Origin of the sequence: Corynebacterium sp. (genome assembly GCF_052107835.1) — a bacterium.
Lineage (GTDB): Bacteria > Actinomycetota > Actinomycetes > Mycobacteriales > Mycobacteriaceae > Corynebacterium.
This window is the reverse complement of record NZ_JBQEDF010000012.1, coordinates 33,059-54,744: the sequence shown is the minus strand read 5'-3', so window position 1 is coordinate 54,744 and position 21,686 is coordinate 33,059. Positions and strand designations below refer to the sequence as shown.

Annotated in this window: 21 protein-coding genes; 13 read left to right on the top strand and 8 right to left on the bottom strand. The window is 66.6% G+C overall.

All coding sequences use genetic code 11. The annotated features are described in order from the left end of the window. The first annotated feature begins 167 nt into the window (after positions 1–167). Together ACTIL2_RS05000 and ACTIL2_RS04995 are read left to right on the top strand one after the other, a co-directional pair. Complete coding sequence (locus ACTIL2_RS05000; RefSeq protein ID WP_442336361.1) at positions 168–3,929, top strand: molybdopterin-dependent oxidoreductase; 3,762 nt, start codon at positions 168–170, stop codon at positions 3,927–3,929. A 44-nt stretch (positions 3,930–3,973) separates the two neighbouring features. Further along, positions 3,974–4,258: a hypothetical protein gene (locus ACTIL2_RS04995; RefSeq protein ID WP_442336360.1), complete on the top strand. Its 285-nt coding sequence runs from the start codon at positions 3,974–3,976 to the stop codon at positions 4,256–4,258. A gap of 90 nt (positions 4,259–4,348) precedes the next feature. Here ACTIL2_RS04995 and rplE read toward each other — a convergent pair whose 3' ends face one another. Genes rplE through rplN form a run of 3 tightly spaced genes read right to left on the bottom strand, consistent with a single transcriptional unit; the run spans position 4,349 to position 5,610 of the window. Next, positions 4,349–4,918 (bottom strand): 50S ribosomal protein L5, encoded by a 570-nt coding sequence (gene rplE / locus ACTIL2_RS04990; RefSeq protein ID WP_442336359.1) that lies wholly within the window; start codon positions 4,916–4,918, stop codon positions 4,349–4,351. Further along, on the bottom strand, positions 4,918–5,232 hold the full coding sequence (gene rplX, locus ACTIL2_RS04985) for a 50S ribosomal protein L24 (protein ID WP_442336358.1): 315 nt from the start codon (positions 5,230–5,232) through the stop codon (positions 4,918–4,920). Before rplX ends, rplE begins: the two co-directional genes overlap by 1 nt. A gap of 3 nt (positions 5,233–5,235) precedes the next feature. Beyond that, positions 5,236–5,610, bottom strand: a complete 375-nt coding sequence (gene rplN / locus ACTIL2_RS04980) for a 50S ribosomal protein L14 (protein WP_442336357.1) — start codon at positions 5,608–5,610, stop codon at positions 5,236–5,238. Between the two features lie 672 nt (positions 5,611–6,282). Here rplN and ACTIL2_RS04975 point away from each other — a divergent pair. From ACTIL2_RS04975 to ACTIL2_RS04940, 8 genes are all read left to right on the top strand, one after another. Beyond that, positions 6,283–6,639 carry a hypothetical protein gene (locus tag ACTIL2_RS04975; RefSeq protein WP_442336356.1) on the top strand — a complete coding sequence of 119 codons (357 nt, stop codon included), beginning with the start codon at positions 6,283–6,285 and terminating at the stop codon, positions 6,637–6,639. A 278-nt stretch (positions 6,640–6,917) separates the two neighbouring features. Beyond that, entirely contained in the window at positions 6,918–7,280 is a 363-nt protein-coding gene (locus ACTIL2_RS04970) for a hypothetical protein (RefSeq protein ID WP_442336355.1), read from the top strand. 116 nt (positions 7,281–7,396) lie between these two features. Further along, on the top strand, positions 7,397–7,654 hold the full coding sequence (locus tag ACTIL2_RS04965) for a hypothetical protein (RefSeq protein WP_442336354.1): 258 nt from the start codon (positions 7,397–7,399) through the stop codon (positions 7,652–7,654). Between the two features lie 389 nt (positions 7,655–8,043). Next, positions 8,044–8,304, top strand: a complete 261-nt coding sequence (locus tag ACTIL2_RS04960; RefSeq protein WP_442336353.1) for a hypothetical protein — start codon at positions 8,044–8,046, stop codon at positions 8,302–8,304. Positions 8,305–8,478: 174 nt separating this feature from the next. Beyond that, positions 8,479–9,573, top strand: a complete 1,095-nt coding sequence (locus tag ACTIL2_RS04955; protein WP_442336352.1) for a FecCD family ABC transporter permease — start codon at positions 8,479–8,481, stop codon at positions 9,571–9,573. Continuing rightward, entirely contained in the window at positions 9,570–10,688 is a 1,119-nt protein-coding gene (locus ACTIL2_RS04950; protein ID WP_442336351.1) for a FecCD family ABC transporter permease, read from the top strand. The genes ACTIL2_RS04955 and ACTIL2_RS04950 overlap by 4 nt, the downstream gene beginning before the upstream one ends. Next, positions 10,685–11,533, top strand: a complete 849-nt coding sequence (locus tag ACTIL2_RS04945; RefSeq protein WP_442336350.1) for an ABC transporter ATP-binding protein — start codon at positions 10,685–10,687, stop codon at positions 11,531–11,533. Before ACTIL2_RS04950 ends, ACTIL2_RS04945 begins: the two co-directional genes overlap by 4 nt. After that, positions 11,530–12,414: a siderophore-interacting protein gene (locus ACTIL2_RS04940; protein ID WP_442336349.1), complete on the top strand. Its 885-nt coding sequence runs from the start codon at positions 11,530–11,532 to the stop codon at positions 12,412–12,414. Before ACTIL2_RS04945 ends, ACTIL2_RS04940 begins: the two co-directional genes overlap by 4 nt. On the opposite strand, the gene ACTIL2_RS04935 is transcribed toward ACTIL2_RS04940, so the two are convergent. The 3 genes from ACTIL2_RS04935 to ACTIL2_RS04925 all read right to left on the bottom strand — a co-directional run bounded on the left by ACTIL2_RS04935 (position 12,411) and on the right by ACTIL2_RS04925 (position 17,897). Further along, positions 12,411–14,627, bottom strand: coding sequence for a YhgE/Pip family protein (locus ACTIL2_RS04935; protein ID WP_442336348.1), 2,217 nt, complete (start codon positions 14,625–14,627; stop codon positions 12,411–12,413). The two genes, ACTIL2_RS04940 and ACTIL2_RS04935, sit on opposite strands and share 4 nt — an antisense overlap. Continuing rightward, positions 14,624–17,251, bottom strand: coding sequence for a YhgE/Pip family protein (locus ACTIL2_RS04930; protein ID WP_442336347.1), 2,628 nt, complete (start codon positions 17,249–17,251; stop codon positions 14,624–14,626). The genes ACTIL2_RS04935 and ACTIL2_RS04930 overlap by 4 nt, the downstream gene beginning before the upstream one ends. A 76-nt stretch (positions 17,252–17,327) precedes the next feature. After that, complete coding sequence (locus ACTIL2_RS04925; protein WP_442336346.1) at positions 17,328–17,897, bottom strand: helix-turn-helix domain-containing protein; 570 nt, start codon at positions 17,895–17,897, stop codon at positions 17,328–17,330. 67 nt (positions 17,898–17,964) lie between these two features. Between ACTIL2_RS04925 and ACTIL2_RS04920 the strand changes: the two genes are divergently transcribed. Then, positions 17,965–18,633, top strand: coding sequence for an AzlC family ABC transporter permease (locus ACTIL2_RS04920; protein WP_442336345.1), 669 nt, complete (start codon positions 17,965–17,967; stop codon positions 18,631–18,633). Continuing rightward, complete coding sequence (locus ACTIL2_RS04915; protein ID WP_442336344.1) at positions 18,630–18,983, top strand: AzlD domain-containing protein; 354 nt, start codon at positions 18,630–18,632, stop codon at positions 18,981–18,983. Before ACTIL2_RS04920 ends, ACTIL2_RS04915 begins: the two co-directional genes overlap by 4 nt. Here the strand turns inward: ACTIL2_RS04915 and ACTIL2_RS04910 are convergent. Together ACTIL2_RS04910 and ACTIL2_RS04905 are read right to left on the bottom strand one after the other, a co-directional pair. Then, the gene (locus ACTIL2_RS04910; protein WP_442336343.1) at positions 18,960–20,432 is read right to left on the bottom strand and encodes a DHA2 family efflux MFS transporter permease subunit; all 1,473 of its coding nucleotides are present in this window, start codon (positions 20,430–20,432) and stop codon (positions 18,960–18,962) included. The two genes, ACTIL2_RS04915 and ACTIL2_RS04910, sit on opposite strands and share 24 nt — an antisense overlap. 11 nt (positions 20,433–20,443) lie before the next feature. Beyond that, positions 20,444–21,061: an NADPH-dependent FMN reductase gene (locus ACTIL2_RS04905; RefSeq protein ID WP_442336342.1), complete on the bottom strand. Its 618-nt coding sequence runs from the start codon at positions 21,059–21,061 to the stop codon at positions 20,444–20,446. A gap of 97 nt (positions 21,062–21,158) precedes the next feature. On the opposite strand from ACTIL2_RS04905, the gene ACTIL2_RS04900 reads away from it, so the two are divergent. Then, complete coding sequence (locus ACTIL2_RS04900) at positions 21,159–21,539, top strand: MerR family transcriptional regulator (protein WP_442336341.1); 381 nt, start codon at positions 21,159–21,161, stop codon at positions 21,537–21,539. Positions 21,540–21,686 lie beyond the last annotated feature (147 nt).

Sequence of the window (21,686 nt, the reverse complement as noted above, 5' to 3'; positions counted from 1 at the left end):
CGGAGTTGTCCCGGACGTGTGTCGCAGGTGTCGGTCTGCTCTCATCCCCCACGGTCCCGTCGTGAGGACGGCTCACCGGGGCTCCCCCACCACCGTGAGATCTTGTTGTCGTCGGCGTAACCGCGCACAGACCGGAACGTAACACCGCGTACCTAGCGTGATGGACCATGACTGCTTCGACCGTGACTACCGCGACCTCAGTGGACACCGTCTGCGGCTACTGCGGCGTGGGCTGCGGCCTCACCCTCACCGCGGACAGCGCAGGACGCGACGTCCTGTCCTCGACGGGGACCCCGGACCATCCGGCGAACCGTGGGCGGCTGTGCACCAAGGGAAGCACCACCGCCGACCTGCTCAACGCGGGTGGGCGGCAACAGACGGCGCTGGTCAACGGTGACCCGGTCGACCTGGACACCGCCCTCGGCCACACGGCACGCCGGTTCGCCGAGATCCGTGAGGAGCACGGGGACGACGCCGTGGCCTTCTACGTCTCCGGGCAGATGTCCATGGAGGCGCAGTACCTGGCGAACAAGCTGGCCAAAGGCTACTTCGGGACGAACATGATCGAGTCGAACTCGCGGCTGTGCATGGCCAGCGCGGCGACCGGCTACAAGCAGTCCCTGGGTGCGGACGGTCCTCCCGGCAGCTACGACGACCTGGACCACGCCGATGTGTTCCTGGTCATCGGCGCGAACATGGCTGACTGCCACCCGATCCTGTTCCTGCGGATGATGGACCGGGTAAAGCAGGGGGCGAAGCTCATCGTCGTCGACCCGCGCCGCACGGCGACGGCGAAGAAGGCGGACCTGCACCTGCCGGTGCGCCCCGGCACGGACATGGCGCTGCTCAACGGGCTGCTCCGGCTGGTCCTGGACAACGGCGACGTTGACGGGGAGTTCATCGCCGAGTTCACCGACGGGTGGGACGCGATGGACGAGCACCTCGCGGACTACCCGGTGGACACTGTCGCGGAGATCACCGGACTCGACGGGGACGATCTGCGGCAGGCAGCTGCGTGGATCGGATCCACCGACAAGTTCATGAGCCTGTGGACGATGGGTCTGAACCAGTCCGTCCACGGAACCTGGCACACCAACGCCCTGTGCAACCTGCACCTGGCCACCGGATCAATCTGCCGGACAGGGGCGGGACCGTTCTCCCTGACCGGGCAGCCGAATGCGATGGGCGGACGCGAGATGGGCTACATGGGCCCGGGACTGCCGGGTCAGCGCACCGTACTCAACGAGGGGCACCGTAAGGACGTCGAGGAGATCTGGGGGATTCCCGACGGGACGCTGCACACCAGGCTGGGCGGCGGCACGGTCGACATGTTCGAATCATTGGCCAGCGAGGACGAGGGAACACTCAAGGCCGTGTGGGTGATCTGCACCAACCCCGTCGGCTCCGTGCCGAACCGCGGCAAGGTCATCGAGGGCCTCGAGGCCGCCGAGTTCGTGGTGGTGCAGGATGCCTACGCCGGTTCGGAGACCTCCGCCTACGCCGACGTGGTCCTGCCCGCGGCCCTGTGGACCGAGTCGGAGGGGGTGATGGTCAATTCCGAGCGCAACCTCACGCTCACCTCTCCCCTGCTCAGCGCACCGGGGGATGCCGAACCGGACTGGATGCTGATCTGCCGCGTGGCCCGGGCCATGGGTTGCGACGGCTTCGACTTCTCCAGCGCCGCCGAGGTCTTCGATGAGATCCGGCGCTTCCATAATCCGCTGACCGGATGGGACATCCGCGGGGTGGACTACGGGCGTCTCCGGCGTGGCCCGGTGCAGTGGCCGGCCGCGCCGCAGGCGGGGAGCCGCAATCCGGTGCGCTACGTCAACGACGGGATCAGCCAGGATCTGTTCACCGACGGGACCGGCCATACCCCACGGCTCGCATTCCCCACACCCACGCGCCGTGCCCAGTTCGTCGCCCGGCCCTACCTGCCGGCCGCCGAGCGTCCCGATGCCACGTTCCCCCTGGTGCTGACCACCGGGCGCCTGCCGCACCAGTGGCACACCATGACGAAGACGAAGCGGGTGGCGGCGCTGATGAAGCTCAACCCGCACTCCTTCCTGCAGATCCATCCGTCCGACGCGGAGGACCTGGGCATCGGCGAGGGCGATGTGGTGGAGGTGTCCTCACGCCGCGGGACGGCACGTGCACCGGCCGTCCTGTCGCCGGACATTGTGCCGGGCACCTGCTTCATCCCGATGCACTACGCGGACACACCGGTCAATGCCGTGACCAATGACGCGGTCGATGCGGAGTCCCTGCAGCCGGAGTTCAAGGCCTGCGCGGTGGCGCTGCAGCTCATCGAGAAGGCCGCTCCGGTTGATCCCGCCGATTCCTCCGGTACCGGGTTCACCGCGGGCACCGCAGCCACCATTGTGTGGGCCTCGCAGACCGGCACGGTGGAGGACGTCATCCCGTCCCTGGTCAGTGGTCTTGACGCGGCGGGGGTGAACACCGGCGCCGTGTGCGCCGACCGTGTCCGGGTCGCCGACCTCGTCGGTTACACGGGCACTGTGCTGTTCGTCGTCTCCTCCACCGGCGACGGGGACGCCCCGGACAACGCCGTTGCCCTGTGGGACGAACTCTCCGACACCCCGGCCAACCTCGACGGCCTGCACACTGCGGTGCTGGGCTTCGGCGATTCGTCCTACGCGGACTTCTGCGGCTTCGCCCGGAAGTTGGACGACCGCCTCACCGACCTCGGCGCGACACGGGTCGCGGACCTGGTGTGCTGCGAACCGGACTTCGAGGAGGAAGCCGCCTCGTGGCAGGACGCGGTGGTCACTGCCCTGGGTGGGGACCCGGGCCTGATCACGCGCGACACGTCCGGTGATGCGTCCTACTCCCGGAGGAACCCCCTGCCCACCGCGTTGGTGGAGAACACACGGTTGACGGCGACTGGCTCGGGCAAGGACGTCCGCCGGTTCGGGTTCGCGGTCCCGGACGGCACGCTGACCTACAGCACCGGCGACGCGCTCGGGGTGTGGCCACGCAACCGCCCGGAGGTGGTCGGGGAATGGCTCGCGCACACCGGCGTCACTGCCGATGACGAGCTCGTGGAGTCCCTCACCACTGACTATGACCTCACCGGCATCACTCCCGACCTGCTGCGCCTGGTACACGGGCACCACCCGGAGGCCGGGCTGGAGGAGATCGCCGCCGATCCCGCCCGCCTGCAGGACTTCTCCTGGGGGCGGCAGGCACTGGACGTCCTCGCGTCCCACCCCGTCGAGGCTCCGATGGAGCAGTGGCTCGAGGTGCTGCCGGCGATGAAACCGCGGATGTACTCGATCTCATCGTCCCCACGGACCGACCCGAACCGGGTGGAGGTCACCGTGTCCGCGGTGCGGTACAGCTCCCGGGAGGGACGCGAACGCCATGGGGTGTGCTCGACGTTCCTGGCGGATTCGGAACCCGGCGACGCGATGCGGATCTTCATCAAACCCAACAAGAGCTTCGGCCCACCTGTCGAACCGGAGGCGCCGATGATCATGATCGGGCCCGGCACGGGCGTTGCCCCGTTCCGCGGGTTCCTGCACGACCGGGTGCGGACCGGGTCGACCGGCGAGAACTGGCTCTTCTTCGGTGACCGGCACGAGGCCACCGACTTCCTGTACCGCGATGAGCTGACCGGCATGCACAACAGTGGCGTGCTTACCAGGCTTGACCTCGCATTCTCCCGGGACCAGGCGGAGAAGGTCTACGTCCAGGACCTGATGCGACACCATGCCGGGGAGTTGTGGTCCTGGCTCGACCGCGGCGCTCACCTCTACGTGTGCGGCGACGCGAAACGGATGGCGACGGATGTGGATCAGGCACTGCGGCAGATCGTCGAGGAGCAGGGGCGTATGGCGCCGGACGCCGCGTCGTCCTTCATCTCCGCCCTCGCCGCCGAGCGCCGCTACGTCCGCGACGTGTACTGAGTTCCAGGTTGCACGGTCTGCGGTTGGTGACAACACTGGTCTGCATGACTTCTCCCCTGCCCCCGAACCTGCGCGGTATCGTCACCGACTACATCGATGCGACAACGACGTCGGCCACCACCACGCAGGACGCCGCCCTGGTCCTGGACGATGATGCGCACCTGATCACGGCACACCTCTCCGGGGAGTGGGACGATGACGACCGGGAGCACGGGGACAAGGCGAACCAGACGATCAAGACCCTGCTGGACACCGCCACGCCGGAGGACCTCGGGGCAGTGCGGGACGAACTGTCTGCCGCGGCGGAGCATCTGCTGGCCCATCCGTGACGTCCCCCTGACACGACAGCGGAAAAGCGCCGCCCCACCCCGGACGAATCCGGGAAGGGGCGGCGCTGTTACACCGGTAAGCCCAGTGGCCTACTTGGCGTTCTGGCCGGCCTCGAACGGGAAGCCCAGCTCGCGGAGCAGCGAGCGGCCTTCGTCGTTGTTGGTGGCGGTGGTCACCACGGTGATGTTCATGCCGCGGGGACGGTCGATGGAGTCGACGTCGATCTCGTAGAACATGGACTGCTCGTTGAGACCGAAGGTGTAGTTGCCGTTGCCGTCGAACTGCTGGTCCGAGAGGCCGCGGAAGTCGCGGATCCGGGGCAGGGCGACGGTCAGCAGACGGTCCAGGAACTCCCACATGCGGTCGCCACGAAGGGTGACGCGGGCGCCGATGGGCATACCCTCGCGCAGCTTGAAGTTCGAGATGGCCTTCTTGGCCTCACGGATCTGCGGCTTCTGGCCGGTGATCAGGGTGAGGTCCTTGATGGCGCCGTTGATCAGCTTCGAGTCACGGGCAGCCTCGCCGACGCCCATGTTCACGACGACCTTGGTCACGCCGGGGATCTGCATGACGTTGTCGTAGTTGAACTCGTTGTTCAGGGTCTCACGGATCTCACCGCGGTAGCGGGTCTTGAGCCGGGGAGTGTAGTTCTCGCTCATTAGATGTCCTTCCCGGTGCGGCGAGAGATGCGGATCTTCTTGCCGTCCTCGTCGAAGCGGTAGCCGACGCGGGTGGGCTCACCCTCAGCGTCCAGGACCATCACGTTGGACACGTGGACGGGTGCTTCCTGGGTGACGATGCCCTCGGACTCCGCACCGCGCTCGGGCGCGGAGTTCACGACGTGCTTCTTGATGCGGTTGATGCCCTCGACCAGGACCTTGTCGCGCTGCGGGTAGGCCTCGATGACCCGGCCCTTGGCGCCCTTGTCCGGTCCCGAGATCACCAGGACGGTGTCTCCCTTACGAATCTTCATGGGTTAGAGCACCTCCGGGGCGAGAGAAACGATGCGCATGAAGCGCTTGTCGCGCAGTTCGCGGGCGACCGGCCCGAAGATGCGCGTTCCGCGCGGGTCGGTGTTGTCGGCGCCCTTGATCAGGACGGCGGCATTCTCGTCGAATGCGATGTAGGAGCCGTCGGGACGACGGGTCTCCTTCTTGGTGCGGACGATGACGGCCTTGACGATGTCGCCGGCCTTGACGTTCCCACCGGGGGCTGCTTCCTTGACGGTGGCGACGACGACGTCACCGATACCGCCGGAGCGTCGGGTGGAGCCGCCGAGCACGCGGATGACCAGGATTTCCCGGGCTCCGGTGTTGTCGGCGACCTTCAGACGCGATTCCTGCTGAATCACTTCGGAGTCTCCTTGTAGACCTAGTAGTTCTGTGTACGTGGGATTACCGACCCTCACGCACGCGGTCCGTGCCTTCACGCGGTCGTGCGGGGGACGTACGTCTCCCCGCGGACCACAGGCAACCGCCCAAGTATGCCACCTCCGGTGACGGGGAACAAAAACCGTGGCAGGACAGACCCGGGACGCAGGACGTAAGCATCAGGGGCGGGACATCAGGAAACTCCACCCCCTCACCCCGGAACCTTAACATTCCCGACATCTGTTGTTCACCTTCCGGAATCTCTGTTATTGCAGGTGAGGCTCACCTTTCAATGGACTGCCCCTGCGACCGCAATCCCCCGGGCACCACCGCGCACTGCGACGGCCACGGAAAGGATCCGCGGCCCCTGCCAGGACACAGAAACACCAGAGATCACACCCTTCCCCAGGGGTTTTCACGGACCACATCGGTGATGCACTTCCGAAGGACCGCGGAGCCGGAACGAAACAACCGCGACGGAAAGTGCCTCAACCGTCGGACCCGGGCGACAGGTTCTGAATACCCCGGTGGGTACATGTGCAAATATACCTACCCCCACATGTGGGCAAGCTGGAAATTTCCTGTATTCGGGAGACTCAGCGTGCACTAAGTTAATGACCGACCCTGAACCCTCACATACTCAGAGGAACATTATGTCTGTCAAGAAGAGCCTGGCGGCCGCTGGCGCCGCCACCACCCTCGCCATCGCTGGCACCGGCGTTGCCTCAGCACAGGACACTCCGGACACCCCTCCCACCCAGGGATCCGCCGACGCCTCCGCCGAGCGCGACGTCTTCGGCTCCATCACCGGCGCTGACGCCCTCGGTTCCTGGACCGACGGCCAGATCGACTACGGCAAGACCCTCATCGCCCTTGCCTCCATCGCTGGTGGCGCCGCCTCCGTGGCCGCCATCGCTGGCGCGTACGACGCCGTCGTGGGCGCGTCCGACACGTGGCAGGGCGTGGTCTCCGACACCATCGGCTTCCTCGAGAGCCAGGGCGTTCTCTAGGGACGCTCCCCCTCCGCCAACAGGCGACAGAATCAGCTGAAACCCCGGTCTCCTGGACCGGGGTTTCTTCATACCCCGGGGTCCATTCATGGCATACCCCAGGGGCCATTTTCGCAGGTCCCAATAGGTTCTCAGGCAAATTAAGGATCGCATACCCCGGCGTGTACCTGCCCTGCAATTCGTCCTGATCCTATCTGTTTCGCACCCCTCTCCCCCGTGTTAGTTTCGGATTCGTCCCACCCCTCCAACGACGATCCTCAAGAAGGAGAGACACCAATATGAAGGTTCGCAAGACTTTCGTCACCCTCGCATCGGTTTCCGCCATCGCCATCGCCGGTACCGGCGTCGCCTCTGCACAGGATGACCTGCCCGAGGGCAGCACGCCCACCGCCGGCTCCGCCGAGCTGTCCCAGAACCGCGACGTCTTCGGCTCCATCACCGGTGCCGACGACCTCGGTTCCTACACCGACGGCCAGATCGACTACAGCAAGGTCCTGATCGCCCTGGCATCCGTTGCCGGTGGCGCCGCCTCCATCGGTGCGGTCGCCGAGGCCTACGACGCCGTCGTCGGCGCGTCCGACACCTGGCAGGAGGTCGTGTCCAACACGACCGGGTGGCTCGAAGCCAACGGCTTCCTGTAAGCCGCTGTCCACACGGACACCCCAACAACCCCCGTCCCCGGTTTCCGGATGCCGGGGGTTGTTGAATTTCCAGCGCGTACCCCTCACCACCGATCCGCTCGCAAGGAGCTCCACACATGAAGATCCGCAGAACCCTGTTCACCGCCGCCACCGTGTCGACCCTCGCCCTCGCCGGCACCGGCATGGCTGCCGCCCAGGAGGATGAGCCGGAAGAGCCGGAGGACCCGGCCCCGATCGGCTCTCTGGGTGATCTCGGCGATGCCGCCGACAACATCAGCGATATCACGGGAGCCTTCGGAGCGGTCGTCGACGCCTCCGACAGCTTCCAGGGCGTCATCGAGGACACCCTCGCGTTCCTCGGCGCACAGGGCTGATTCCCGTCTCCGAACCGTCATCACGGTACGCACAACCCCCGCCCGAGAGGCCGGGGGTTTTGTTGTGTCCACAGATGTTTAACCGCTGTGACCTGCAGCATGACAGCATCCGGGAAGCCCCCTGGTCCCGCACCCCCTCCCCGGCAACCACCTTCTGCGACCGCATGTTCGGGCTGAAAATGTGCGGCCTCCACCCCGGTACGTCCGACCACCGGCTTCCCGCCGGGCACCCGGCGCGCCCACCGCACCGACGCCCTCCCAGGCCCCGTGGAATACCCTTCTGCCGTCACAACCACCTCCCGCGTCAGTGGACGTTCCCTCCCGAAACAACCACGATGTGTCCAGCGCTGCGCACCCCGCGCATCACGTTTCCAGGAGAGAGAAGCCACATGAAGCTCAAGAAGTCGTTCCTTGCCATCGCCACCGCCACCACCGTCGCCTTCGCCGGAGCCGGCGTCGCCACCGCCGAGGACACCGGACTCCCCGGCTCCAGCGAGAACGGCGAAGGCGGCAGCTCCATCGAGCTCCCCGACAACCCCCTGGGCGTCATCGGCAGCGTCGGCACCGTGGCCGGTGCCGTGGCGTCGATCATCAGCCTCATGAACGCCCTGGACATCAAGCTGCCGCCGCTCCCGAAGCTCCCTTTCTGATCCATTTCCCGGACACAGTACGCACGCCCAGGTGACTCCGTGACCGTTCCTCATTCACGGGGATTCAGGCTGGGCCGTCGTATTGCACGGTCGTCAGGCACACCGTAAGGTGAACCTATCCTCGGGCGAGGGGCCTGTGTCCCCGCCCGTTTTCTGACGACCGGAAGGGGTCCAATGACGACGGGCACAACCGCCACCGCCCCGGGCGGACCACACGCGGACACCGCAGCCCCGTCCGCGGCCTCCCAGCTGAGACGCCGACGTCTGCTCGGGCTGGTCGTCCTGCTGGTGCTGCTCGTCATCGGCATGGGACTCAGCCTCGCCTTCGGGTCACGCATCATCCCCACCGACGTGCTCCTCGACCGCCTCCGCGATGTGCCGGGGGCCATCGGCTCGGACGACATCACCGACCCCGACCTGCAGGTCATCGTGGAACTCAGGTTCCCCCGGACGTTGATCGGCATCATCGTCGGCGCCGCCCTCGGCGTCGCAGGCGCCCTCATCCAGGGCCACACCCGCAACCCGCTCGCCGACCCCGGCATCCTCGGCATCTCCTCGGGAGCCGCCCTGGCCGTGGTCATCAGCTTCGCCGTCTTCAACGTGACCAGCACCGGGATGACCGCCGTCTGGGCGTTCTTCGGCGCGATCCTCGCCACCGCCGCCGTCTTCGGACTCGCCTCCGTCGGCGGCGGCAACGTCCACCCCCTCACCCTCATCCTCGGCGGCGCCGCGATGAACGCCGTACTGCAGGCCATCATCAGTGCGATGGTCCTCACCGACGACAGCAACCTCGACCGCATGCGCTTCTGGACCGTCGGCTCCGTCTCCGGACGCGACATGGGCGTGTTCTGGGGAGTCCTGCCGGTCATCCTCATCGGCCTCATCCTGGCCTTCGCCACCGGCCCGCAGCTCAACCTGCTCAACCTCGGCGACGACGTCGCGTCCTCCCTCGGGGTGAACACCAGGATCGCCAGACTCGTCGGGATGGTCGTCATCGCCCTGCTGGCCGCCGCAGCCACCGCGGCCGCCGGGCCGATCGCCTTCCTCGGACTGGTGGTGCCGCACCTCGTGCGGTCGGTCACCGGACCGGACTACCGGTGGATACTGCCGTACTCCGCACTCGGCGGGGCGTGCCTTCTGCTCTACGCCGACGTCCTCGGACGGCTGATCACCCGGCCCGGGGAACTCCAGGTCGGTATCGTGCTCGCCTTCGTCGGCGCCCCGATGTTCATCTACATGCTGGTCCGCAGGAAGGTGGTTCAGCTGTGAGCGCCCCCGGGAACACGCGCCGCAGACGGCGCTACGTCTCCGACGTCCGGGTCCCCGGACGCCCCGCTTTCCGCATCGGCGCCTACTCCACGGTGTGGCGCCCCCGGCAGTTCTTCACCACCGTGCTGCTCGCGGTGGCCACCGCCCTGCTCCTGGCGGTGTGCATCGGACTCGGCGACTACCCCATCACCCCGTGGCGCGTCATCGAGATCGTCCTCACCGGCGACGGGACCCGCATCGAGAACCTGGTGGTCTTCGACTGGCGGATGCCCCGGGCGCTCACGGGACTCGCGGTGGGGGCGGCCCTGGGACTGTCCGGCGCGCTGACCCAGTCCGTGACCCGCAATGCCCTGGCCAGCCCCGACATCCTGGGCATCACCACCGGTGCCTCCGCCATGGCGGTGACCATCATCGTGCTCGGCGGCGGGGCGTCCGGCGGATTCGTCGGCTGGCTCGCCGGCGTCGGCATCCCGGTGGCCGCCCTGCTCGGTGGACTGCTCACCGGCCTGGTGATCTGGGTGCTGGCCTACCGGCGCGGCATGGACCCGTTCCGGCTCGTGCTCTCGGGCATCATCATCTCCGCCCTGCTGTCGGCGTACATCTCCTTCCTGATGACCCGCGCGGACCTGCGGGACGCGGCCTCCGCCCAACTGTGGCTGTCCGGTTCATTGAACGCCTCGGACTGGACGAAGGGCCTGCCGGTGATGGTCGGCATCCTCATCGGTGTCCCACTGTTCGCCTGGATCGCCTTCCAGCTGCTGGCCAGCATCCTCGGCCCGGACATCGCCAGGTCCCTGGGCCAGAACGTGACCGGCGTGCAGGTCGCCCTGCTGCTGTTCTCCGTGGCACTGGCGGCGGTGGCCGTGTCGGCGGCGGGCCCGATCGGCTTCGTCGCCTTCGTCTCCCCGCAGATCGCCCAACGCCTCTGCGGACGCTCCACCCCGCCGTTGCTGGCGTCCGCCCTGTTCGGTGCCTCCCTGCTGGTGCTCGCCGACATCGCCACCCAGACAATCATGCCCGTGGAGCTGCCCGTCGGACTGCTGACCTCCGCGGTCGGCGGACTGTTCCTGATCTACCTGCTCGTCCAGAACAACCGGAGGACCTCCACCGAATGAGTACCTCAACGTCCCACACCCCACATGCGCACACGATCAGCGCGTCCGGCCTGACTGTCGGCTACGGGTCCGACAGGCCCATCATCGAGGACCTCACCCTGGACGTGCCCGGTGGCAAGGTCACCACGATCATCGGGCCGAACGGCTGCGGCAAGTCCACCCTGCTGCGCGCGGTGTCCCGCCTCCTGCCGTCCCGGTCCGGCGACATCCACCTGGGTGACACCGACGTGGGAACCATGCGGCGCAAGGACCTGGCGAAGATCATCGGCGTCCTGCCGCAGTCCCCGATCTCCCCGCCGGGGCTGATCGTCTCCGACCTGGTCGCACGTGGACGCCACCCCCACCAGTCCTGGATCCGGCAGTGGTCCTCCACCGACGAGGAGGAGGTCATGGCCGCCCTGGAGATGACCTCCGTGGCGAACCTCGCCGACCGTCCCGTGGACTCCCTGTCCGGCGGACAGCGCCAGCGGGTGTGGATCTCCATGGTGCTCGCCCAGCACACCGAGGTCCTCTTCCTCGATGAACCGACGACCTACCTGGATCTGTCCCACTCCATCGAGGTCCTTGACCTGGTCCGCCACCTCAAGCGACGGTTGGACCGTACCGTGGTAATGGTACTGCACGACCTGAACCTGGCGATCCGCTACTCCGACCACCTGGTGGTGATGCACTCCGGCGATGTCGTCGCGTCCGGCACCCCGACCGAGATCATCACCCCGGCACTTCTGAAGGACGTCTTCAACCTCGACGCCACCGTCATCGACGACCCGGTGGTCGGCGGTCCCCTGATCGTCCCGTCCGCCCCGCCGGAAGCCGGCGACCACATAGAAAAGGAGAACTCTTGACCACCCTCCCCGCCTCCGCCGTCCGCGACACCGAACTGAAGGAGCACCCGCGGCGCGTGGACCCCGACGGTGACGAGAACGCCGGACGCCAGGTCGCCGTCACCGTCACCGCGAACGAACTGATCGCCCCGAACCTGCGGCGCCTGACCCTCGCCTCCCCGGACCTCCGCGCCCTGGAACTCACCGGCCCGGACGAGTTCTTCGGACTCATCATGCCGCAGCCGGGACGCAGGTTCGAGCTGCTCGACACCGGGGGACGCAACATCCGCGCCGCCGTCGCCGACATCGACGAGGACGAGCGCCCCGGCCTGCGCTGGTACACCGTCCGGCACTTCCGGCAGGAGACCGGGGAGATCGACGTGGACGTGGTGATGCACGACGACCATCCCGGGCCCGGTGCTCTGTGGGTGTCACAGGTGGAGCCCGGCACGACCGCCGGGATCTGGCTCGCCAACGCGATCTGGATCCGCCACGCGGAGCGCCCCCTGTTCGTCGCCGACCCGTCCGCGGTACCGGCCCTGCGCGCCGTCCTCGAGTTCACCGAGGACCACCACCCGGACGACCTGACCCGCTACCACGTGGTCGTCATCGCCCACTCCCCCGACGACCTGGAGCCGGGCCTGGCGGAGCAGTGGCAGGAGAAACTGGCGTCCCTGGCGATCCTCTACGCCGCCCCCGGCATGGAGGCCGAGGGCGTGGAGGTGCACCTGCGCGCCCGTGCGGACGAGGGGCACCCGTCCGCCTCACCGGAGTACGTGTGGGCCAGCGGGGAGGTCGGCATGACCAAGACGGTGCGCGGCATCGCGGTGGACGAATGGGACGTGGACACCGCGTTCGTGGACTGGGTCGCCTACTGGATCGAGGGCAGGCCGCGGCCCTAGTTCATGATCTTCGTCGCCTCCAGGGCCTCGGTGGTCTTGCGGTTGTAGCCGTCCAGAGCGCGGCGCAGCAGCAGCCCCAGGATCAGCGCCGGGACCACGAACAACAGCAGCATACCCAGGTTGATCCACAGGTCATTCCGGTAGATCCCGGCGATGGCGGAGCGCACCGCGTCCATTGCGTACGTCGCCGGGAGCCACGGACTGACGGCCTGGACCCACCCCGGCAACAGCGTCAACGGGTACGCCCCTCCGGCGCCCGAGATCTGTATGACCAGCAGGAAGACAGAAATGGCCTTACCCACACTGCCGAACGACAGCACCAGTGTGTAGACGATCAACATGAAGACCAGTGACGTCACCCATGCACTCACCAGCAGCAGGAACGGATGCTCTGCCTCAACCTGCACGAAGATGATCTGGCCGAGGGCCACCAGGGTGCTCTGCGCCAGTCCGATGAGGGCGAAGATGCCGAAGCGCCCGAAGAATGCCTGCGTCCGCGTGTACGTCTGGTCCTCCTTGTCCGCCAGCGGCGCACTACCGGGGACATTGGTGCGCACGAGCACGGTCGCGAGCACCGCCCCGACCCACAGGGACAGCACGATGTACATCGGTGCCATACCAGCACCGAAGCTGGCGACCGGGAACACCGGATCACGCTCAATGTCGATCGGCGAGGACAGCTGCGACGCCAGCGCTTCCGGATCATCTCCCACGACGCCGGCCAACCTGGAGAAGTCCCCCGACTCGCCGGCGGTCGACAGGGCGTCCGTCAGTTCGTTGAACCGTCCGGCATGGCCGTCGAGGGAATCGGCGAGTTCGGTGGTGCCGTTCCGCAGCCGTTCAAGCGTGTTGCCCAGCGAGCCGTCGGAACCCGACATGGTTGCCGTGATTCCGTCGATGTCCTCCTTGACACTGTCCACGTTGTCGCCGATGGTCCCCAACGTCTCACCGAGCTGCGACAGTTGGGGCTTCAGGTCTTCCTGGTAGGACGTCACCGCGCCGCTGGCGGCGTCCTGGGCCCGGCCGATCGCCTCCTCGGTGCTCTGACGGGTCTCCTGCGCCGACTGGTTCCCCTGCTCGATGTCCTGCCCGGTCTGCGCCAGGTTCTCCTGCAGGTCGGAGCTACGGTCGATGGCGGCGTCCAGCTGCGCCATCATCCTGTCGAAACCGGGCTCGGCCACGTCCGGGAGGACACCGGACACATTGCTCTCCAGGGTGTCGCGCAGGGACTCGAAGTTGGTGACCTGCCGGCCGACCTCCTGGGACAGTGTGGTGAACGTCGACGCGGTGGTGCTGCTCGCGGAACCGGCACTGTCGAAGAGTGAGTCGAGCCGCTGGCTCACCGCACCGTAACTGTCGCCGGTGGCGTTCAGGGCCGTCTCCAGGGAGTCCGTCGCGCTCTGGAGCGTGGAGTCGAGGCCCGTGATCGCGCCGGTTCCGTCACCGATACCGGAGTCGTCACCGTCGCCGTCACCGCTGTCGTCGAACTGCGCGCCCGCAGCGCCGACGATGTTGCTCGCACCATCCACCATCGTCACCGTGGAATCCAGGAGACCGGTCAGGGAACGCACCGTCTCCGCGCCGGACTCCAGGCGTGCCCCGACGTTCTCCACGCGCGCCTCGATGCGGTCGATGGCCGCCTTCGTGTCGTCCTGCTCCATGTAGTCCGACAGGGACGACACCACCCCCAGCCCCACATTGCTGACGACCCGGGTGAAGTTGTCGTTGATCTGCTCGATCATGCCGTCGGCACCCTGCATGGTGATCTGCTCCGACAGGGCGTTCTTCTTCTCGTTGGTGTACATGTCGAGCGTCGACGGTTCGGTGCCCGTCACGTAGAACGTGAGCATCGAGGTACTGAAATCCGGGGGCAGGACGATCGACGCATAGTAGTCCCCCGACTTCGTCCCCTCGATGGCGTCGTCCTCGTTGGTGATGACCCAGTCGATCTGGTCGTTGCGGCTCAGTTGGGACAGGACCTGGTCGCCGAGATTGAGGTCCATCGGTGCCAGGTCACTGACATGTCCCTCATCCGCGCTGGCGACGGCGATCTCGAGCTCGTCGGTGTTCTCGAAGGGGTCCCAGCTGGCGAGCACATTGAAGACGGAGAACACCAGCGGGATGATGACCAGACCAAACAACACGATGGCGGTCATCACGTTGTTGCGAACCCCGCGGAGGTCATTGCGCAGGATCGTCAGGATGTTCTTCATGACTCCCCGCCTTTCCCGTCGGGCTCAACGGACTCACCTGGCTCACCGGGTTCGTCGGGCCCGTCGGACACCTCGGGGTCCTCCAGTGACCGGGAACCCTGCGTTGCCATGGCCGCCTGCAGCTCGTCATCGGGAAGATCCGACAGTTCCTGCGCGTGGGCGAAGCTCTGCTTGATGTACTCGAGGCCGGCGATGAAGCCGACGACCAACAGGCACCACAGGCAGAAGAGCCCGAAGATGAGGGGTTTGTTCTCCGTGAACAGGCGGGCGATCACGCCCAGGATGAGCACCCCGGCAACGCCGACGATCACGGCCAGTTTCAACAGCCTCGGGTAGTTGTCCCTGAGCGGTTTCCACCGCTGATCGATCTCCTCCCGGTAGGCGTCCCGGTCACGCAGCGCGTGGATCATATCCGTCAGCCGGTAACTGCTGCCCACGACCTGCACGTCCTCACTGACCACCAGTCCGCCGGAATCGAGCTGGCGGTTCACCAGCAGGTTCACGTTGGACATCCAGCGCCGCAGCAGCGTCCCGGCCACGAGGGCCACCAGGGCCATCCCGGCAAGGACGCCCATTGCCTTCCAGTAGTGGTTGCCGTAGAAGCCGCCGACGGTCTCCCGGAGCGCGTCTATGCCGTAGGTGAACGGCAGGAACGGGGATATTGCCTGGAAGAACCCGGGCGTCATCTCGATCGGATACATTCCGGAGGCCCCGGGGATCTGCAGGAAGACCAGCACCACCGCAATCACACGACCGACGTGGCCCAGGGTGGAGATCAGCCCGTAGACGATCGTCAGGTAACTCAGGCCGATGAGCACGCTGGTGCCGACGAAGATGAACGGATTGACCGTCTGCACCCCGATGACCAGGTTTCCCACCGAGACAACCAGCGCCTGGCACACACCCAGGGTGGCGAGCAGCAGAAGACGGCCACGGTAGGCCTGGCCGACAGTCAGCTTCTTGAAGCCCTCGGTGTCCACCTCCGTCCGGAAGATCAGCATCAGCATGAAGGCGCCGATCCACAGTGTCAGGTTGGTGAACAGGGCCGACATCCCCGAACCGTAGTTCCCGACCGGGTACACCGAATGGCTGTCCACCTCCGCGGGCGTGGCCATGAACTGGGAGATTCCCACGGAATCCAGGTTGTTCACGGTGTCCAGGAGGCCTCCCTCCGACGTCGCGTTGAGTGCGAGGACATCCGCCCGGGCGGTCTCCAGGCCATCCTCGATTCCCGTCAACTCACCCTTGAAATTCTCCAGGACCCCGTCGGACTCCTCCAGTGTGCCGCCGACTCCGTCCAGGAGCCCGACGGACTCCTGCAGCAGGGTCTGGGTGGATCCCAGGGCGCCGGAGAAGTTGCCTGCGGTCGCGGAGACCCGGGAAATGGCCCCGTTGAGATCAGGCAGCGAATCACTGGCGGACGACTGCATTCCCTGGGCTTCTTCACGGGAGTTGCTGGTGGCCCGTTCCAGCGCGTCCGCCGCCTCCTCCACGACACCGACCGCGCCGGACGCATCGCCCTGCAGCGTCTCGAGGTTGTCGAGGAGTTGGCGGTTCGTGGAGTTGCGCTCCTCGAGGTCGTCGAGCGCGTCCTGCAGCGGCTGCGCCACTGCCGGTGTCACCGCGGCCCCGTCGAGGAGATCCTGCAACTGTCCGATGGCCCGTTCACCCTGCCGGAGGGCGCCCGACGCGTCCCTGGTCGCGGTGTCGATACTGGCCCCGGCCCGTTCGAGCTCACCGGTGGCCGATGAGATCGCGGAGTTCGCCGACGAGGTTGCATCCGCCAGCGCCGACGTTCCCTCCAGGTAGGCGGTGGTCGCGGCGTCGGAGAAGCCGGCGATCTGTTCCTGGACCTCGGTCATGATCGACTGCACTTCGCCGAGCGCCGTCTGGGCGGTGCCCAGGGTCGTGTCGACGGATCTCAGTGTGTCCTGCGTCGCCGTGATGGTCGGACCTGCCCGTTCGATACCGCCCTGGATCCGCGTGACAGAACCCCGTGCGTCGGACATGGTCTCTGCGAGACCGTCGAATGCGTCGGCGGTGTCGTCCTGCGCCCCATCCAGATTATCGGTGAGATCGCCGCTGGCATTCCGGATCTCGGTCGTGACCGCTTCCGTGATCTGCTCCTTGGCCACCGAATTGATCGTGGAATCGAGGGTGGTGGCACCCTGGTCCGTGATCTGCGGGGAGATGGCGTTCTGCTTCTCGTTGACCCGGTAGGTCAGCGTGGGTTGGGAGTAGGTTCCCTCGACCATGCTGAGTAGGTCCCCCGTGAAAGTCGGGGGGACCTCGATGGTGGCGTAGATGTCACCGCCCTTGAGGGCGTCATCGGCCTCATCGGAGTCCATGAACGTCCATCCCAGCTGGTCATTCTCCTTCAGCTGGTCGACAAGCTGACTGCCGACGTCGAGTGGACCGGTGATGTCCGATTCCCCGCCCTCGTCCTCGTTCACCACGGCGACGTCGATATCGCCGGTGTTGTCGTACGGGTCCCAGAGCGCAGCCACGTTGAACCAGGTGTACAGGGCCGGGATGATCATGACCCCGACCACGATCAGCCATACTTTGGGCTTGCGTAGTATCCGGGAGAGGTCCCTGGTGAACACTTTCCAACTTGCTGGCACGTGGAAACCGTAGCACCCGGTACAGGGCACACGGTAAGGAAAAGGGTTCCCCGGGGGAATAACCTGCGGGCCCCGCTCAGCCCTCGACGATGGTGACGGCGGTGGTGCCGTCCTCCATTGCCTCGAAGGTGTGTGGGACGTCGCCCCGGTAGCGGATGGTGTCGCCGACACCGAGGGTGGTTTCCCTGCCATCCACCCCGATGAGAGCGCTGCCCGACGTGATGAGCACGTACTCGACGGTTCCCCGCGGGTGGGGGCGCGACGCCTTCACCGCGTCCGGCCCCGCCGCGATGTAGTAGATGTCACGGCGGGTCGACGGCGCCCCCGGGGTCACCAGCGCAACCCGGTAGGTGCTCTCCTCGGATTCCAGGAAGGACAGGTCGCCGACCCTGGTCACGGCGATGTCCGGCGCGGGCGGGTCGATGATGCGCGACAGGGGGATGTCGTAGACGGAGGCCAGTGCCCACAGGGTTTCCACGCTGGGGTTGCCGGAGCCGGACTCCAGGACGGACAGGGTGGATTTGCCGATCCCGGCCCTATGGGACGCTTCGGTGAGGCTGAGGCCCGCGTTCTCGCGTTCGGTGCGCAGGGCGGCGCCCATGCGCCCGTGGTCGTAGCGGGTGTCCCTGTCTGTGTCCCTGGCCATGGCGTTCATCATACGGGACGAACGACTCATTTGACGAACACCGGCGGTAGGGTTCAGTATGGCGAACATGAACCCATCACACGGAACGGCTGCATGGCGCAGTGGCGCCGTCATCTGCCTCACCCTCGTCGCCGTGGCGATCTCCTACGGATCACTCTCACACGATGCCGGCCTGCACCTCTGGCAGACCGTGTTCCTCGCCGCCCTGGCCTACGGCGGTGCCGCGGAGATCCTCTTCGTCGGGACCCTCGGCGCCGGAGGCTCCCCCGTGGCCGCGGTTCTCGGCGGTGCGATGGTCAACACACGCAATCTCGCCTACGGGATGAACGTCGGCACCTTCGTGCCCGGTGGCTGGCGCAGCGTGCTCGGCGCACACCTGGTCAACGACGAAACGGTCGCCTTCGGACGGGTCGGACGCACCAGGCGCGAGAAATGGGTCAGGTTCACCGGCCTCGGCGTGATCATGGGGCTCTGCTGGGTCTGCGGCGCTGCCGGCGGACAACTCATCGCCGGGGTCATCGACACCGACATGTTCGGGTTCGACGCCGCCTTCCCCGTGATCCTCGTTGCGATGGTGCTCGGCGACCTGCGGGGGCGGCCGATGGTGGTGACCGCGTCGATGGCAGTGGCACTGGCACTGCTGCTGACTCCGGTGGTGCCGCCAGGCCTGGCCGCGATCTGCGCACTGGTGGCCCTGGTCCCGTGGTTCATTGCCACCCGTACAGGGAGGCGATGATGGACACAATGGCCTTCCTCGCCGCGGCAGGAACCCTCGTCGTCGTCACCTACCTGATCCGACTCGCCGGCGTGTGGTGGGGTGCACGTCTGGCCGGCACCCCGGAGCAGCAGGTCGATGGTGGCCCCGGCGCGGACATCCGGACGTGGATGGACCGGGCGACAGTGGTCATCATCCTCGCCGTCGCCGCCACCCAGACCGTGTTCGACGGGCAGGATCTCTCCACCTCCGCCCGCATGATCGGTGTCGGCGTCGGTGTCGCCGCCCTGTTCCTCCGCGTCCCGATGATCATTGCCGTCCTGCTCGCCATGGGGTGCGCCGCACTGCTACGTGCTGCCGGACTGGGGTGAGGGTGCGGACAACCTGGCCCGCATGCCCAGTACCGCGGTCGCCAGCGCCGCCATGATGAGGATGGCCGGGGTGATGTAGCTCAGACCGACTCCCGCGGAGAGCTCCCCCGCCAGCTGCGCCCGCTCGCCGGGGTCGAGCGCGACCATCGCGGCCAGTCCTCCCCGGTCGCCGGCACCGATGTCATCGGCCCGACGCCCAACCAGCACGGTGATGGTCGAAGCGACGAGCGCCGTCCCCAGCGCGTTGCCGAGTTGGCTGAACAGGTTGAGAAGCGTGGTGGCCCGGGGAAGCTCCCCACCGTCCAACGTGCGTGTCGCCGCTACGGTGGTGGGCATGAGCGTGGCACCCGATCCGATGCCGACCAGCATGCTCACCACCCCGATGAACGGGTAGGGCGCATTGAGACTCAACGCGAGTCCGAGGCCCAGGGCCCCGCACAGCGCCGTTGCGGTCCCGGTCATGATCACGCGGCGCGGGTCGATGCGGTCAACCAGTCTGGTCGCCACCTGCAGTGTGATTCCCACGGCCAGTCCAGTGGGGATCGCCAGGACACCGGCGACGGACACAGGATCCCCGCGTACGCCCTGAACGAAGGCGGGGACGATGGCCATGGACCCGAAGTAGCCGCCGGCGAAGCACAACGAGATCACGGCCCCGGACACAACCTCGCGTCGTGCGAGCAGTCCCACGTGAACGAGCGGATTGCGGCGGCCCAGGCTACGGCGTGCGAATCCGCCCAACATCACGAGCCCAGCCACGGCCGTGGCAGCGGTACCAACGGTGAGACGTCCGGAATCCCCGATGGAGGTACCCGCCAGGACCAGGCTGACACAGCCGGTAACCACGAGCAGCAAACCGATCACGTCCACTCTCCCCTCATCGTCGCTGCGCTGAGCGTCCGGGAGATACCTCAGGCAGAGCACAAGGGCGACAGCACCGAAGGGAAGATTGATCCAGAACAGCCACCGCCACGAGGCGGTGTCAACGAGCAGTGCCGACAGCGGCGTACCCAGCACGGGACCTATCAGTACGGGCAACCCGACCAGGCTCATCACCTTTCCCCGGTGTTTCCTGGGGGCACTGCGCAGGGCAATGGCCTGGCCCAGTGGATTCAGGACGCCGCCGCCCAGCCCCTGGAGTACGCGGAAAGCGATGAGCCATCCGACATCCGGGGAGAATCCGGCGGCGACGGAGGCCACGACGAATACGCCGAGACCCGCAAGATAGACATTCCTGTCGCCGTACCGTCCAGCGAGCCAGCCACTCAGTGGAATCACCGCGATGAGTCCGAGAATGTACCCGGTCGTCATCCACGACCCGCGGGGCAGTGTGGTGTCCAGGTCAGCGACGATGGCCGGAAGGGCCGCAACGGTCACGGTGGTGTCGACGACAATGAGTAACCCGGCGAGAGCCAGTACCAGGCCGACGGTGCGTGTTCGGGAATCCATGTGACATGCCCTCAGCCAGGGAAGGGGCGGTTGGCACGGGCATCCTTGAGCACCCCGGACCACCAGTTCAGTTCCGCCAATACAGCGGACAGGGCCGTGTCCACGGAGTCCCCCGGCATGTAGCTGCCATCGCCGTCGCCGTCTTCGCCGTCGATGCTCATCCACGGTGCGGCGAGCCCCAGGCACCGCCGGGTGGTGACCATATTCAGCTCAGCCAGCACCCCTCGTAGCTGCTCCATCGCAGCATAGCCGCCCTGGACGCCATAGCCGACGATGCTCGCGGGCTTGAGCATCCACTCGCTGTAGTGCCAGTCGATCAGTCGTTTCAGGGAAGCGGGGAAGGAATGGTTGTACTCCGGGGTGACGAACACGAAGGCATCCGCGCCCTCGATGCGGTCCGCAACCTCGGTCCCCGGCCCTCCACCGGGGTAGAGCTGGGAATCGTCGGGCAGGGTGATCTCAGCAAGGTCGATCAGGTCAATGTGGGCGTCCTCGGTATCCGCCAGAATCTTGACGACCCAGGCCGCGACGCTCGGGCATACCCGCCCGTCCCGCACACTGGAGGAGATCACCGCCACACGCGTCGCGGGTGGTGCCGGTGAGATGGATTTCGCAGTCGATGTAGTCATGACCACCACGCTGATGGTTAAACATATGTTGAAGTCAAGAGCTGCCGGGCGTAACTTCGAAATGGTGACACACACCACAGCGGTACCCGCCGAAATCTTGACCACCAACACGAATGACGGACTCACCGTCGGCGAGGTGGCCGCCGAAAGCGGCGTGGCCCCTTCCGCGGTGCGGTTCTACGAGAAGCATGGCGTGGTCAACGCGGTGCGGAACTCGGGAAACCAGCGGCGTTTCGATGACTCCGCGGCGTGCCGCATCCAGGTCGCCAAAGTCGCCAAACGAGTGGGACTGACTGTCGCGGAGATCTCCGACCTCTTCGCCTCACTCCCCGGAGATCCCGGACCCGCTGATTGGGGTCCGGTCGCCGAGCGACTCGTCCGCGAAGCTGAACAACGGGTCGAGGACCTGAAAACCCAGCTCGATGCACTGGGGTCCGACGGGAAGCTCTGCGACATCGGCTCGAACCTCGACACCTGAGCGGGAGTGTCCGCCTTCGAGTGTGCCCGGCCACCGTCACAGAACCCAGGGGATTGTTCTACGCCCGTGCACGCTCAGGGCCCCAAAGTGTTCCGAAGTGTGCACGGGCGTAGAACAATTCAGGGGGCGGGATCTCCTCCGCGGGAA

What these genes read in the sequence shown, in the direction of transcription:
- ACTIL2_RS04975 (WP_442336356.1), top strand. Translation starts at nt 6,283, where the DNA reads ATGTCTGTCAAGAAGAGCCTGGCGGCCGCTGGCGCCGCCACCACCCTC.
- ACTIL2_RS04935 (WP_442336348.1), bottom strand. Translation starts at nt 14,627, where the DNA reads ATGAAGAACATCCTGACGATCCTGCGCAATGACCTCCGCGGGGTTCGC.
- rplE (WP_442336359.1), bottom strand. Translation starts at nt 4,918, where the DNA reads ATGAGCGAGAACTACACTCCCCGGCTCAAGACCCGCTACCGCGGTGAG.
- ACTIL2_RS04905 (WP_442336342.1), bottom strand. Translation starts at nt 21,061, where the DNA reads ATGACTACATCGACTGCGAAATCCATCTCACCGGCACCACCCGCGACG.
- ACTIL2_RS04915 (WP_442336344.1), top strand. Translation starts at nt 18,630, where the DNA reads ATGATGGACACAATGGCCTTCCTCGCCGCGGCAGGAACCCTCGTCGTC.
- ACTIL2_RS04955 (WP_442336352.1), top strand. Translation starts at nt 8,479, where the DNA reads ATGACGACGGGCACAACCGCCACCGCCCCGGGCGGACCACACGCGGAC.
- ACTIL2_RS05000 (WP_442336361.1), top strand. Translation starts at nt 168, where the DNA reads ATGACTGCTTCGACCGTGACTACCGCGACCTCAGTGGACACCGTCTGC.
- ACTIL2_RS04970 (WP_442336355.1), top strand. Translation starts at nt 6,918, where the DNA reads ATGAAGGTTCGCAAGACTTTCGTCACCCTCGCATCGGTTTCCGCCATC.
- ACTIL2_RS04960 (WP_442336353.1), top strand. Translation starts at nt 8,044, where the DNA reads ATGAAGCTCAAGAAGTCGTTCCTTGCCATCGCCACCGCCACCACCGTC.
- ACTIL2_RS04920 (WP_442336345.1), top strand. Translation starts at nt 17,965, where the DNA reads ATGAACCCATCACACGGAACGGCTGCATGGCGCAGTGGCGCCGTCATC.
- ACTIL2_RS04965 (WP_442336354.1), top strand. Translation starts at nt 7,397, where the DNA reads ATGAAGATCCGCAGAACCCTGTTCACCGCCGCCACCGTGTCGACCCTC.
- rplX (WP_442336358.1), bottom strand. Translation starts at nt 5,232, where the DNA reads ATGAAGATTCGTAAGGGAGACACCGTCCTGGTGATCTCGGGACCGGAC.
- ACTIL2_RS04925 (WP_442336346.1), bottom strand. Translation starts at nt 17,897, where the DNA reads ATGGCCAGGGACACAGACAGGGACACCCGCTACGACCACGGGCGCATG.
- ACTIL2_RS04945 (WP_442336350.1), top strand. Translation starts at nt 10,685, where the DNA reads ATGAGTACCTCAACGTCCCACACCCCACATGCGCACACGATCAGCGCG.
- ACTIL2_RS04995 (WP_442336360.1), top strand. Translation starts at nt 3,974, where the DNA reads ATGACTTCTCCCCTGCCCCCGAACCTGCGCGGTATCGTCACCGACTAC.
- ACTIL2_RS04910 (WP_442336343.1), bottom strand. Translation starts at nt 20,432, where the DNA reads ATGGATTCCCGAACACGCACCGTCGGCCTGGTACTGGCTCTCGCCGGG.